The sequence below is a fragment of the Treponema primitia genome, assembly GCF_046533075.1.
GTDB lineage: Bacteria > Spirochaetota > Spirochaetia > Treponematales > Breznakiellaceae > Termitinema > Termitinema primitia_B.
On record NZ_JAJQRB010000041.1, the window covers coordinates 1 to 13,462 of the forward strand.

Consider the following 13,462-nt stretch of genomic DNA (forward strand, 5'->3'; position numbering starts at 1 on the left):
CCCGGAGAAGACCCGAAGGGGCTTCATAGGGGAATTCTACAGGCATCCCGCAGCGTGGCTCCCCCGCCCCCGCCGGCGTTTTCCCGATCCGCCCGGCTCGACATCAAGCGTATTTCCCGGGAGCTTGTAAAATATCGCAATTTTCACTACACTAACCCCCTATGAAGCGAAGACTAATTACCTCAGCCTTACCCTATGTGAACAATGTCCCCCATTTGGGCAACCTTATCCAGGTCCTTTCCGCCGATGCCTTTGCCCGGTTTTGCCGGCTTAGGGATTACGATACCCTCTATATATGCGGTACCGACGAATACGGTACCGCCACGGAAAACCGGGCCGCCGAAGAGGGTATTGGTCCCCAGGAACTGTGCGATCGGTATTACGCCATCCATGCGGAGATTTACCGCTGGTTCAATATCGGCTTTGACAAATTCGGCAGAACATCCACGCCGATTCAGACCGAGGTTACCCAGGATATCTTCAAAAAACTGGACGCCAATGGGTATATCACGGAGCAGACCATCGAACAGCTCCACTGCGGACACTGCGACCGCTTCCTGGCGGACCGCTACGTCCGGGGTGTCTGTCCCCACTGCGGTTATGCCGATGCCCGGGGGGATCAGTGTGAGTCCTGCGGGAAACTTTTGGACCCCACGGAGCTCAAGGAGCCGCGCTGCTCCGCCTGTGGTTCCACCCCGGTGCTGAGGTCCACCAAACATCTCTATATCGATCTGCCTAAGATCAAGGACCGGCTGGAAAGCTGGATCAAGGAAGCTTCGGTTAAGGGCTTTTGGTCCAATAACGCCATACAGATGACCCAGGCATGGATTCGGGATGGGCTGCGGGAACGGGCCATTACCCGGGACCTCAAGTGGGGTATTCCGGTGCCCAAAAAGGGCTATGAGAATAAGGTATTCTACGTCTGGTTCGATGCGCCTATCGGGTATATTTCCATTACCGGGAATCTGGGGGCGGAAACTACCAAAGATTGGCGGGCTTTTGTGGATGACTGGTGGAAGAATCCTGAAAACGTCGACCTTTTCCAGTTTATCGGCAAGGACAATATTCCCTTCCATACGGTGATCTTCCCTTCAAGTATGTTGGGGAGCGGAGATAAATGGACCATGCTCCACCATATGTCCAGTACGGAGTACCTCAACTACGAAAGCGGGAAGTTTTCCAAAACCCGCGGGGTAGGGGTCTTCGGTACCGATGTGATGGAAACCGGCATCGACGCCGATATCTGGCGTTTTTATATTTTCTACAACCGGCCGGAAAAGGCGGACGCCCTCTTTACCTGGAAGGATTTCCAGGAGAAGGTCAACGGAGAACTGATCGGCAATCTGGGCAACCTGGTAAACCGGACCCTGTCCTTTGTAACCCGCTACTACGGCGGAAAAATCCCCGGTACCGGCCTCTTGGCTGCCGGTGGAATTCTCCTTCCCGAAAATACCCCCTTCTGGGATACGGTCCGTAAATACGAAGCGGCTATTACGGCAAAGCTGGAACGGGCGGATCTCCGGGACGCCTTCCGGGAGATCTTTGAGCTTTCGTCCTTCGCCAATAAAACGTTCCAGGACGGTGAACCCTGGCGGCGGCGGAAGGGCGAGAAGGGGGACAGTGAAGGTCCGGCCGCGGCGGAAGCGTTGATCCGGGACCTCTGCCATGTGGTTCGGGATATCGCCGTGATGATCGAACCCTACATGCCCCAGGCGGCGGAACGGATCGCCTCCTTTTTCGGCCTGAGCATCGGGAAAAAGAAACAAGGCGGCTTGCTGCCAAGTATCAAACTGCCGGCGATTCTTCCCCTGGATAAGCTGATTACCTGGGAGGATATTGGCCATAGTACGGGGCTCCACGAGGTGCTAAGGAGCGAAGTTCTCTTTACCAAGCTGGAGGATGAGCTGATAGCGGAACTGCGGGAACGGTATTCGGGCAGCCAGAAGGATCGTCAGGCAGCGGCGGAAGCGGAAAAGGCCGCCCCGGTGAGCAAGGCCCCCGCCCCGGAGAGCAAGGCCCCCGCCCCGGCGGAAATCCCGGCGATTCCCGAGGCGGAGCTGCCCGCAGCGTTTGTGAAGACCCTGGACCTCCGGGTTGCGGAAATTGTACGGATAGAACGCCATCCAAAGGCGGATAAACTCTACATAGAAACCCTGGATATTGCCGGGGAAGAGCGAACCATTGTGTCCGGTTTAGTTCCCTTTTACAAAGAAGAGGAACTGCTCCACAAGCATATCATCGTGGCCTACAACCTCAAGGCGGCCAAGCTCCGGGGTGTGGAAAGCCGGGGTATGCTCCTGGCCGCTTCGGACAAGGATGCGGAGGGCAATGAGCGGGTGGAAGTGCTGGACGCAGGGGATATCCCCACGGGGACCCGTATCGGCATTGAAAGCCGGGAACTGCCGGAACCGGAGCTTCCGGAAGAAATTACCATAGATACCTTCTTTACCATACCCATCCTGGTTACGGATCATCGTGTATGTATTGGCGGCAAAGTCCTAAAAGCGGGCAGTATTCCTATCAGCACAAAAACTATCGCCTCCGGCGAGGTTCACTGATGCCCGCTTCTGAAACAAATGTTCTCCGGAAGTACCGCGGGATTGCCTCTGCGGATCTTGCCCGTTGTAACAAAGCCGCCTCATTTCTGCAATCGGGGTTTTGGGGCAGCTTCAAGGCCCGGTTCGGCTGGAATGCCCGGTCTTTCCTGGTTAGCTGGGAGGGCGGCGGCGATTCAATCGATCTGCCCCTCCTGGTGATACGGCGTCCCCTGGCTTTTGGAATTTCCTTTGCCTATGTGCCCTGGGGTCCTGAACTGCCGCCGGATTTTTTCCCCGGGGATTCGGAAAAAAACGAATTGCTCCGGGAACTTGCATTGGCCTTGAAATCCCTTCTTCCGGAGAACACTGCCTTTATCCGTTTTGATCCGCCCTGGTATACGGCCGGCGCCGAAACCCCGGCGCCTCCTATCTACCCCCCATTTTCCCGTTCCGCTGCGGATGTGCAGCCCCCGGATACGGTGCTGGTGGACCTCCGTCCCCCGGAAGCGGATATCCTCAGGGGGATGAAGCCCAAGTGGCGCTACAATATCAAGCTGGCGGAAAAGCGGGGGGTGCAGGTTCGGCATACCGGGGCGGAGGAACTGGATACGTTTTACACCCTTTTCCGAGAGACCGCTAAACGGGACGGGATAAGCATCCACAGTATCGGATATTATCAAACCCTGTTTGCCCATTGCGCCGGATATCCCGGCCAGGAATTGCGGCTCTACCTGGCGGAATACAAGGGGAAAACCCTGGCTGCCAACATTGTGCTTTTCCGTAACAGTATTGCTACCTATCTTTATGGCGCAAGCTCCAATGAGGAACGGAACCGTATGGCCAGCTATGCCCTCCAATGGAAGGCCATGGCGGATGCTAAGGCCCTGGGCTGTACCCAGTACGATCTGTTCGGTATTCCTCCCAATGCGGATACGAAGCATCCCATGGCGGGGCTCTATCTTTTTAAAACCGGTTTTGGCGGCCGGATTATCCACCGCCCGGGAAGCTGGGACTTTACCTACAAGCCTCTGGTCAGGAGGGTCTTTAGCGCCGCCGAAGCCCTGCGAAAAGGAATCAGAACCATTAAGAAAAAGAAGCGGGGGAAAAATTCCCTATGAGAAGAATCGCAGTTCTGCTGTTAGTTTGCTATGCCCTTCCGCTGTGGGCACAGGAAAATCTTGGGGAAGGGAATGACCGTGATCCGAATACGGCCATAGGCCTTACTCTGGCGATGGTGTATGCCCGCTTCGGAATTCCCGAATCGGTTTACGCGGTCCGGGGCGCCGAAGAATGGCAGGACGATGTGGTTTTCGTATATAATGACTGGGATCTGTATATTTACCGCGACCGGGTTTGGCAGCTTGGCTTGAAATCCGCTTATGGTATAAATTTGGGTGATCCCGGCGGAGTAGTTTCCCTAACCTTGGGAGAAGGGGTGCAGGCCTATACCGGGTATCTGCTGTACCCTCTCCCTTCCCGATCCTGGCCGCTTCAGCTGCGGATCAATCTCGATGCCGCAGGAAAGGTGGCGGCGATTTTTATATACCGTTCTGACTTTTGAAACCAATGTTTCTTGAAACTAACGTTTTTTAGGGGTTTGTATGGCAAAAATATGCCTTTGCTTGACCGGAAAAACTATCGCAAAAAATTTAGAGGTACTGGAAAAGTACCGGAAGTACGTGGACATAGCGGAACTGCGGGTGGACTTCCTTGATCCCGACGAACGGTTCCTAATCCGCCGTTTTCCGGAATTGGCGGGACTGCCGGTGATTCTGACCATACGGCGGTTCATGGACGGCGGTAACTTTGTGGGCGGCGAAGGTTCCCGGATCAGCCTGTTTTCCAAGGGCTTGGCCTTTGCGGAAGCGGACAGGCGGCATAATTTTGCCTATGTGGATCTGGAGGATGATCTGAACGTTCCCAGCCTTGAAGAGGCGGCCCGTACCTTTGGTACCCGGATCATCCGGTCTTACCATAATTTGCAGGGTATTGGCGAGGACCCGGCGGGAAGGCTGCGGAACATGTTCCATGTGGGCGATGAAATCGCCAAGGCGGCGGTGATGCCCCAAAGCTTTGAGGATGTGCGCAGGGTTTATCAGGCTGCACGGGAAACTGCGGGCAAGGAGAAGATACTTCTCTGCATGGGCCATCTGGGGATCAGTACCCGCATACTGGCGGAATACCTGGGCTGCTACCTTAGTTATACTGCGGCCCTGGAGGAGAAAGATTTCCCCCCCGGAGCCCCGGGCCAGTTAAGCCCCCGGGATTTGGTAGAACTCTACCGGTTCCGGAATATTAGCTCCAAAACTAAGCTGTACGGCATCCTGGGTTATCCCCTCAATATTACTTCCAGCCCCGAATTCTTCAATACTGTTTTCAGCTCAGAAAAAATCGATGCTGTTTACGTACCCTTCCCATCGGATTCTGTTGAAGCCTTTATGCAATTCGCCGGAGAAGTAAATTTGGCGGGCGCTTCGGTTACTATCCCCTATAAGGAAAAGGTGCTTCCCTATCTGGGCCATAAAACCGCCGAGGTTGAATCCCTGGGCGCCTGTAATACCCTGATATGCGGTCCCCAGGGCTGGTCCGGGGCAAATACGGATGCCCATGGCTTTTCCGATTCCCTGTTGGCGTTTACCGGCAGAAGGGATTTTAAAAGAATGCGGATCTCCATCATCGGCGCCGGAGGGGTGGCCAGGGCAGTGGCGGCGGAGATTTTCCGCCTGAAGGGGAAGGCCCTGGTCCTGAACCGTACCCAAATCCGCGCCCGTGAACTTGCCGCGCCCTACCGCTTTGCCTGGGGCTGTTTGGATGCCCGGGGGGCGGAGTTGATGAACGGCTATAATGATATTATTATTCAAACTACATCCGTGGGGATGGACCCGGATTTAGAGGGGGATCCCCTGGATCTGTATTCCTTTAGCGGGACCGAGGTGGTGATGGACCTTATCTACAAACCGGAACGTACCCGGTTCCTCACCAGGGCTGCGGCGGCGGGTTGCAAAGTTTTAAACGGTCATGATATGCTGATACGTCAGGCAAAGTATCAGTATTCCTGTTTTTTTGGCAAGGAGTATCCCTCCAAGTTGGTATCTCGGGAATGGATAAAATAATAGAAGAAGGAGTTGCTATGGCGGAAGAGAAGGGCGAAATCGCTGCCCGTGTACGGGTGTTGCGGGAAATTGAGGGTATTTCGACGGAAGCTCTGGTTAAAGAACTGGGCTTTGATCTTGGTGAGTACCGGAGTTGGGAGTCCGGGGAAGTGGAATTCCCCGTAGGTTCCCTGGTAGAAATAGCCGGCCGGTTTGGGGTTGACCTGACAGAATTAGTGTTGGGCGCTCCTTCCAGGCTTAAAACCTACTGTCTTACCCGATCGGCCCAGGGGCCGGAGGTTATACGCCGGCCCATGTACACCTACTGGAATCTGGCTTACAATTTCCACCATAAAAAAGGGGAGCCTTTTTTGGTGGAGGCCAATGCGGATACGGAACTGAAACCCCTGAGCCTCAATACCCACCCGGGCCAGGAATTTGACCATGTCCTGGAGGGTCGTCTTTTAATTTCCATCGGTGGCCATGAAATGGAACTTGGCCCCGGGGATAGTGTTTATTATGATTCCAACGAGCCCCATGGTATGAAAGCCCTTGGGGGAAAACGGGCCCTGTTTCTTGCCATGGTCCTTTAGGAGGCGCTGCGATGCTTGAAAAATATTTACCCCGTACCGAATTTGATTCCTACGAGGATTACTACACGAATTATTCTGTGAACATTCCGGAAGACTTTAACTTTGCCTGGGATGTGATGGATGTCCGGGCGGCGGAAACTCCCAACGACCGGGCCATGGTCTGGTGCGACGAGTTTGGCGCAGAGGCGGAGTTTAGCTACGCCGATATCAAAAGGCTTTCTGACAAAGCGGCATCCCTGTTCACCGCTGCCGGTATAGGCAAGGGCGATCCGGTAATGCTGATCCTCAAGCGCCGCCACGAATACTGGCCCATCATCCTGGCGCTCCATAAGATCGGCGCCATCTGTATTCCCGCTACCCATCTCCTGACCACCAAGGATACGGTGTACCGCTGCGATGCTGCGGACATCGTTGCCATTATCTGTGTGGACGATGAACAGGTGATGCTCCATGTTGACGAGGCCGCAGCAAAACTGCTTGCCGCATCGGGGAAAAAGCCGGCCCTGCGTTACAAGGCTTTTGTCCGTTCTGTCCATACCCCTTCTGATGTGCAGCCCGCCGAACGGGTAAAACAGGCTGCCGCCAAAGCGGGTCTGAGCTTACCCGCCGGTTCCTTCCCCTGGGTGGATTTTCATGCCATCTGGGAAAAAGCCCCGGCGGATTTCAAACGGCCTCCTAAGGTGAACACCAACGATGATATTATGCTCCTCTATTTTACATCCGGTACCACCGGTATGCCAAAGATGGTCCAACACAACTTTGCCTATCCCCTGGGGCATATACTTACCGCCAAATACTGGCACCAGGCTGTTCCCGGGGGGCTGCACCTCACGGTGGCGGAAACAGGCTGGGCCAAGGCGGCCTGGGGAAAGATCTACGGACAGTGGTTTGTCGGGACCGGTATTTTCGTCTACGATTACGACCGCTTTGTTCCCCAGGCAATGCTGAAGGTTATCGCCAAGTACAAGCTTACTACCTTCTGCGCTCCTCCCACGGTATACCGCTTTTTTATTAAAGAGGATCTATCAAAATACGATTTTTCATCGCTTAAACATTGTTCCGTGGCAGGGGAGCCCCTGAACCCGGAAATCTACGAACAGTTTCTTGCCAGTACGGGGCTTAGGCTTCACGAATGTTACGGGCAGACGGAACTTACGGTGGTAATGGCCACCATCTTCCCCTGGTTGCAGCCCAAGCCCGGTTCCATGGGCAAGCCATCCCCGGGCTACGATATCGATCTGCTCCGGGAAGACGGTAGTTCCTGCGACATGGGGGAGGAGGGTCAGCTCGTGGTCCGTACGGATAAACGCCGCCCGGATAGTATGTTTGGCGGTTATTACCGGGACGAGGCTCTCACTAAAAGTGTGTGGCACGATGATGTCTACTATACCGGGGATGTTGCCTGGCGGGACGAGGACGGCTACTACTGGTTTGTGGGACGGTCCGATGACGTGATAAAAAGCTCCGGCTACCGGATAGGCCCCTTCGAAGTGGAAAGCGCCCTCCTGGAGCATCCTGCGGTGCTGGAGTGCGCCATCACCGGGGTGCCCGATCCGGACCGGGGAACCGTGGTTAAGGCCACGGTAATTCTCGCCAAGGGCTGGACTGCCTCGGAGGAACTGAAACTGGAGCTTCAGAACCACGTGAAGAAGACCACCGCTCCTTACAAATACCCCAGGATCATCGAGTTCGTCAACGAACTCCCCAAGACCATCAGCGGTAAGATCCGCCGGGTCCAGATCCGGGCGGAGGATTCCGGTAAACCTGAGGGGGATCTTCCGCCGGAATAGAGGAGAAAACACAGAGATCGCAGAGAGAAGAACACAGAGATCGCAGAGAATTCATCTCTGCGTTCTCCGTGTTTTCCTTTGCGCTCTCTGCGGTTTTTCTTTATATAGTAAGACTCCCTAAATAATCCTCGTATTCTTTCTGGGCGGCTTGGGTATCTTTCCGGGCGCTGTCCGCCTTAGCGGAAAGCTCATCAATTTCGCTGTCCATGGCAACCAGCCGCTTGAGGTACTCCTGGCCCTGGGGGGTCTGGTTACCCGCCGCTTCCAGGTTCCGGCGTATCCGGTCCTGCTCGGAAATCCGGTAGTTCCGCTGTCCTTCAATTCCTGTCTGATCCGCCATGGCGGTATCGGCGATCCTCTTTAGTTCGATGGCCCGCTGTAATGCTGCGCGGACATTGGCGGGGATTTCCTGGTTTGAAGCATAGGCGGCGAAAACTTCGGGACGGAGCTGGGTCAGGATGATCCGCTCCTCCCGTGGGCTTTCTTCCCGTACCGTAATAGTCAGTTCCCGTTCTGCCGGCAAAGTCACGCTGAAGCGGTACACAGAATCGGTGCGCTCATCAAAATCTGCGGGCATGGCAAGCTCGGTTCCGGGAGTAATAGGATGCTCCAGGATGAGCCGCTTCCGTTCTCCCGCAGCGTTATTGAAGGTATAGGTTTTTTCGTAAGTAATTCTCCGGGAGATAGACATAACTCCGCCGCTGATGGTCACCCCCCGCAGGGATTGTGAACCGGAGGCGATCATTGCGCCGGATACGGAAAGGTCATCACCATAGGAGATGAGCCGCTTTTCTCCAACCGGGAAGAATTCTATCAGGGCATCCCCGGCATAGGAACCGCCGTCAAAAACCGTGATGGGCCCCGCGGGGAGCTTCATCCCCGTGGTGTTGGTAATCTTCGCGCTGATAGCCGGGTGGAGTATGCCCCCCCGTGAAGAGCGGGCCCCGTCAAAAACCAGGGTTTTTTCCACATCCAGGGTTCCCTCCACCAGGGGAAACATGGCGCTTTGTTGGCGCTCCAGGGTAATGGGCTGGGGTAGGGTAAACTCAAACTGATCCCCCAGTTCCCGCCCCCGGGCGGTTTCCGCGGTCCCGCCTGCAACACTTTGCTGCACCGAGCTGTACGCCGCTGAGGGGGAGGCAGGCGCAGGGGTTTCCCACAGCGACTTTGCCCTGGGTGAAAATTCCCGGTCTGTAGCCATGGAATCGACTTCCGCCTCCGCGGCGCTATTCCCCCAGCCGGAATCGTAGGTACGCGCCTCGGCGATCCCCGCGATAGCCAGGGGTAGGGTTGGCCGGTACAGGTAGTAGGGCGGGTAGAGATTCTGCACAAAGGAAACCGGGCGGCCCGTAACCAGGGAGAGCTCCACGTTGGTCCAGTCGGTATCCCCGTCGTTGTCCACGATAGCCCAGCCCTGGAGTAGGGCTTTTTCCCGGTTTAAGTCCAGGCGGTAGGAAACCTTCCATACCGGAGCAGGGATAACATAGCTTAGAGAAACGGTACGACGTCCGACGCCCGGCAGGGAGATGGTTAGTAAGCGGGTTTCCGCCTCCCGGGATGCCAAAAGAAGGTCCAGGGCCCGGTTAAGATCGCTGTTTATTTGAGGGTCCGTAAAGGAAAAGGAGATAATATCCTTAACCGCCATGACCCGTATGCCCTGGGGAGTAACCAGGGAAAGCCAGGCTTCCCGAACCGGTTCACCGTTGTTACCGGCCTCGGCATTCACCCTGCGGTACTCAAGGCCCAGGATACGCCCGGTTACTGCAGCGGGGGTATTCACCTGGAGCTCCGCTCCCCGGAGACTTTCCAGTATCGCTGCGGCCCCGGGGTTTCCCGAAAGGTCGATACGCAGACTCCGCAGGGTACGGTAGAGGGTCTGCTCCGATGGGTAGCGCACCGAAGGGGAACTTGAACCGGGATCATTGATAACCAGGGACTTTAGGGCGTCATTCACCGCCCCTTGGTTGAAGGGGAGGGGTACAACCAGGCCGCCGGAAATTTCGCCCCCATGCTCAAAGTAGGCCACTCCGGAGGAAAAGAGGGATATTTTACGAAGGGGAATCGTTGTTTCTGTACTCTGGTCCTGAATAGCCTGGGCAAAAGTTCCGGCCCCATTCAGGGTAAGCGGCAGAATCATCAACAGGGTATACATTAAATTTGGTTTTTTCATTACTTTATATCCTTTTATCACCTATTATCATCTATAATAAACAACAAGCGATGATTAGGCAATTCAAATAGAAAAAAGGGGGCTCTAATGGCAAATACGGCCAAAAAAGAAACGTTGGGAAAACTTTTTGGTTTCATCTATGGCGAAGAAACGGGGCGGGAGACCTACGCTGAACTGCTTGGTTTGTTGAATGGCGCCAAACGCGGTCCCGGGCTTACCATGTTTACCCATAAGGATGCCTTCCTGATAAGTTACGGCGATATGCTTGCCCCGCCGGCGGACAAGATCGGGGCGAAGGATACCGGCCTGGCCCGGCTGGGAAAATTTCTGGAGCGCCGCAACCAGGGGAGCTTTAGCTATCTGCACATCCTGCCATTTCACCCCTATACGTCGGACGACGGATTTTCTGTGGTGGACTACCGGCAGGTGGATGATCGTTTCGGCGCCTGGGATGACATAGCGGCCCTGGGCGGCCGTTTTAAGCTGGTCTTTGATTTTGTGGTGAACCACGGCAGCGTCCAAAGCGATTGGTTTCAGGATTTCCTATCCGGGGACGAAGCCCACGCGGGATGGTATACCACCCGGCCTAAGGATTACGATGCTTCATCCGTAGTCCGCCCCCGTACCAGCCCATTGCTTACCCCGTTTATACGTAAGGATGGTTCTGAAGTATACGTATGGACCACCTTCAGCGCCGATCAGGTTGATTATGATTTCAGTAATCCTGCGGTACTGTTAGAATTTGTGAAAATTTTTCTGGAGTTCGTCCAACGAGGCGCCCGGATCGTCCGGCTTGACGCCATCGGTTACCTGTGGAAGGAGGACGGACATCCCTGCCTCCACCATCCAAAAACCCATGCGGTAGTAAAACTATTCCGGGCCATCGCGGAAGCCCTGGACCTGGATGTGCTGATCCTCACGGAAACCAACGTACCCCACCCCCAAAACGTGGCCTACTTTGGTGATGGCGATGAAGCCCACATGGTTTATAACTTCGCCCTGCCGCCCCTGGTCCTCCACGGTATGCTTTCCGGTGACGCCGGCCCCCTGCGCGCCTGGGCCAAAACCCTGCCGTCCCCCGGGAAGGGCTGGCTCTTTCTTAACTACCTGGCAAGCCATGACGGGGTAGGGGTGACCCCCGCTAAAGGCCTGGTGGATGACGCCGCTTTCGCCGCAACCATTGAGGAAGCCAAGCGCCGGGGCGCCCTGGTAAGTTACAAGGACAGCCCCGATGGTCCCATCCCCTACGAACTGAACTGTTCCTACCTCAGTATTACTGCGCCTCCGTCTCTTGGATCAGCGGAAATCCGCGCCCGCGCTTTCCTGGCTGCTCAGGCGGTACTCCTCTCCCTGTCCGGTCTCCCTGCGGTATACTTCCACAGCTGGATCGGCTCCGAAGCCTGGACGGAAGGCCCGAAACTGCTGGGCTATAACCGCGCCGTAAACCGTGAGCGCCCACCCATAGACCGGGTGGAAAAGGAACTGGACGAAGGCGGTTCCCTCCGCGCCCTGATAAACGGCGGTATTAACCGCCTCCTCCAATTTAGAAGAGCCGAGGAAGCCTTTTCCCCCACGGCGCCCCAAAAAGTCCTGGACGCCGACGGCGCCGTATTCGCCCTATTACGAGGGCCGGTGGGTAAACGCTGGGTCCTCTGTGTCCAAAACATGGGGGCGGAACCCGCCATACTCAAGGTCCGGATGAATGGGCTTCCGGCGGGTCTTTTCCCGGACGAAATAGCCCTGGAACCCTGGGAAACCCGGTGGATCGCCTGCGGGGACGGGGACAGGCGGGAGATTTCGACGGCGAAAGGCTGAGAATATACGTTGACATACTGTGATTTTTTATGGTAAAGTCTTTTTTACTAGTGTGTATGCACTTGTTCGGGTAATAGCGCAGTTGGTTAGCGTACAAGTCTGGGGGACTTGGGGTCCCCGGTTCGAATCCGGGTTGCCCGATTAAGGGGTCTTGGCCCTGTAAGCCGTAAATCTTGTAATACAAGGATTTACGGCGTTTTTTCAAAGCATTAGCGACACCTCGGGTGCGTATCAATTTTTAAAGAAAATTCTACCGCAAAGGTACACAAAGGCGAATAAGTTGAAGAAGAATTAAAGGGAAACCCTCTTTTTTCGACTTTGCGGTTCAATATTATCAAGATATTCCTCGCAGAAGTTTATCCGTTTTTTTGACAGCTTCTCCAAATTCGCTCATCAACACTGCGTTGGAAATATCTGTCAGGGTTTCCCGGAATTTCCCGTCAAGCGGAGCCGTCTCCAGTTCTGCAAAGATGCGGCGGATGGCCCCAATTTCTTCTTGTTTCAGGGCTTCGGCAAGTTCTGTAAACAGGAAAAAATACTGTGCACTATTTCCTTCGGCCCCTTCACGGTTAAGTTCCACGGTTCCTTCCCTGTTCAATGCAAGCCCAATCTGCTCCGCCAGATTTTGGAGGTCCTGGTAAAATCCCGATAGCAGATCTGTGATACGGGCCAGGTCCCCCGCCTTTCCCGCAGCCTCCAGTTCCTCCGCTTCCTGAGATACGGCGGCAGCCCCGATGGTTCCCGCGGCGCTCTTGAGGGCATGAACGTTGGTGACAAACAGGGAAAGTTCCGGTTCGCCGGGGGCACGCGCAAACAGGGGCAGTCGGTCCAGGGCATCTTTACGGAAGGAGCCAAGCACTTTACGGTAAGAGGTTTCGCTGCCGCCGGTCATGGCTAGGCCCCTGGCGGTATCCACCCCCGGAATGGCGCCTGGCGCCGCAGCCGGAGCTGTTTTCGGGGAAACTGCGGAGGGGGACGCGGCCTTCTTCTTTTTTGCCTCGGGAATCCATTTCCGCAGAATTTCATCCAGTTGGTTAAGTTCTATGGGTTTTGAAATATAATCATTGAAGCCCTTTTCCAGGAACATTTCCCGCATCCCCGATATGGCGTTGGCGGTAAGGGCAATAATGGGCAGGGCTTGACTGTATTCGGTGTGTAAGTCACGAATTGCCTTGGTCGCTTCAATACCATCCATGCCGGGCATCATGTGGTCCATAAAAACCAGATCGTAGTGATTTTTTTCCACCAGCCCTATGGCCTCTATGCCGCCGGTACAGCAGTCAACCGGTATGTGATAGGGCGCCAGGAGACCTTCCGCCACCGTAAGGTTGGTAACAATATCATCCACAATCAGTATCCGCCCTTCGGGGACGGTGAACTTGACGGCGTTGTATTTTTTTTCCTGCATGATGGAGACGCCGTTAAGAACATTCGCTATCTGAACCGCATAGGCGGGCATTCCGAT

At 55.2% G+C, this 13,462-nt stretch carries 9 protein-coding genes and 1 tRNA gene; 8 read left to right on the forward strand and 2 right to left on the reverse strand.

Going from position 1 to position 13,462, the window contains the following annotated elements; all coding sequences use genetic code 11:
* The first annotated feature begins 161 nt into the window (after positions 1-161).
* The 6 genes from metG to LQZ19_RS07550 are packed head-to-tail and all read left to right on the forward strand — an operon-like array spanning position 162 to position 8,012.
* Positions 162-2,558, forward strand: a complete 2,397-nt coding sequence (gene metG / locus LQZ19_RS07525) for a methionine--tRNA ligase (RefSeq protein WP_411047056.1) — start codon at positions 162-164, stop codon at positions 2,556-2,558.
* Positions 2,558-3,655 (forward strand): lipid II:glycine glycyltransferase FemX, encoded by a 1,098-nt coding sequence (locus LQZ19_RS07530; protein ID WP_411047057.1) that lies wholly within the window; start codon positions 2,558-2,560, stop codon positions 3,653-3,655. The genes metG and LQZ19_RS07530 overlap by 1 nt, the downstream gene beginning before the upstream one ends.
* Positions 3,652-4,098, forward strand: coding sequence for a hypothetical protein (locus tag LQZ19_RS07535; RefSeq protein ID WP_411047058.1), 447 nt, complete (start codon positions 3,652-3,654; stop codon positions 4,096-4,098). The genes LQZ19_RS07530 and LQZ19_RS07535 overlap by 4 nt, the downstream gene beginning before the upstream one ends.
* 40 nt (positions 4,099-4,138) lie before the next feature.
* Entirely contained in the window at positions 4,139-5,650 is a 1,512-nt protein-coding gene (locus LQZ19_RS07540) for a type I 3-dehydroquinate dehydratase (RefSeq protein WP_411047059.1), read from the forward strand.
* Between the two features lie 17 nt (positions 5,651-5,667).
* A complete protein-coding gene (locus tag LQZ19_RS07545) occupies positions 5,668-6,222 on the forward strand; it encodes a helix-turn-helix domain-containing protein (protein WP_411047060.1) in 555 nt (184 codons plus the stop codon).
* 11 nt (positions 6,223-6,233) lie between these two features.
* Entirely contained in the window at positions 6,234-8,012 is a 1,779-nt protein-coding gene (locus tag LQZ19_RS07550; RefSeq protein WP_411047061.1) for an AMP-binding protein, read from the forward strand.
* Positions 8,013-8,112: 100 nt separating this feature from the next.
* On the opposite strand, the gene LQZ19_RS07555 is transcribed toward LQZ19_RS07550, so the two are convergent.
* Positions 8,113-10,182: a DUF4139 domain-containing protein gene (locus LQZ19_RS07555; protein ID WP_411047062.1), complete on the reverse strand. Its 2,070-nt coding sequence runs from the start codon at positions 10,180-10,182 to the stop codon at positions 8,113-8,115.
* Between the two features lie 87 nt (positions 10,183-10,269).
* Here LQZ19_RS07555 and LQZ19_RS07560 point away from each other — a divergent pair, with 87 nt between their 5' ends.
* Together LQZ19_RS07560 and LQZ19_RS07565 are read left to right on the forward strand one after the other, a co-directional pair.
* A complete protein-coding gene (locus LQZ19_RS07560; RefSeq protein ID WP_411047063.1) occupies positions 10,270-11,997 on the forward strand; it encodes a sugar phosphorylase in 1,728 nt (575 codons plus the stop codon).
* Between the two features lie 67 nt (positions 11,998-12,064).
* A tRNA-Pro gene (locus LQZ19_RS07565) sits at positions 12,065-12,138 on the forward strand.
* A gap of 193 nt (positions 12,139-12,331) precedes the next feature.
* Here LQZ19_RS07565 and LQZ19_RS07570 read toward each other — a convergent pair.
* On the reverse strand, positions 12,332-13,462 hold a 1,131-nt coding region (locus LQZ19_RS07570), incomplete at its 5' end, for a response regulator (RefSeq protein WP_411047064.1).

What these genes read in the sequence shown, in the direction of transcription:
- LQZ19_RS07550 (WP_411047061.1), top strand. Translation starts at nt 6,234, where the DNA reads ATGCTTGAAAAATATTTACCCCGTACCGAATTTGATTCCTACGAGGAT.
- LQZ19_RS07545 (WP_411047060.1), top strand. Translation starts at nt 5,668, where the DNA reads ATGGCGGAAGAGAAGGGCGAAATCGCTGCCCGTGTACGGGTGTTGCGG.
- LQZ19_RS07555 (WP_411047062.1), bottom strand. Translation starts at nt 10,182, where the DNA reads ATGAAAAAACCAAATTTAATGTATACCCTGTTGATGATTCTGCCGCTT.
- LQZ19_RS07530 (WP_411047057.1), top strand. Translation starts at nt 2,558, where the DNA reads ATGCCCGCTTCTGAAACAAATGTTCTCCGGAAGTACCGCGGGATTGCC.
- metG (WP_411047056.1), top strand. Translation starts at nt 162, where the DNA reads ATGAAGCGAAGACTAATTACCTCAGCCTTACCCTATGTGAACAATGTC.
- LQZ19_RS07535 (WP_411047058.1), top strand. Translation starts at nt 3,652, where the DNA reads ATGAGAAGAATCGCAGTTCTGCTGTTAGTTTGCTATGCCCTTCCGCTG.
- LQZ19_RS07560 (WP_411047063.1), top strand. Translation starts at nt 10,270, where the DNA reads ATGGCAAATACGGCCAAAAAAGAAACGTTGGGAAAACTTTTTGGTTTC.
- LQZ19_RS07540 (WP_411047059.1), top strand. Translation starts at nt 4,139, where the DNA reads ATGGCAAAAATATGCCTTTGCTTGACCGGAAAAACTATCGCAAAAAAT.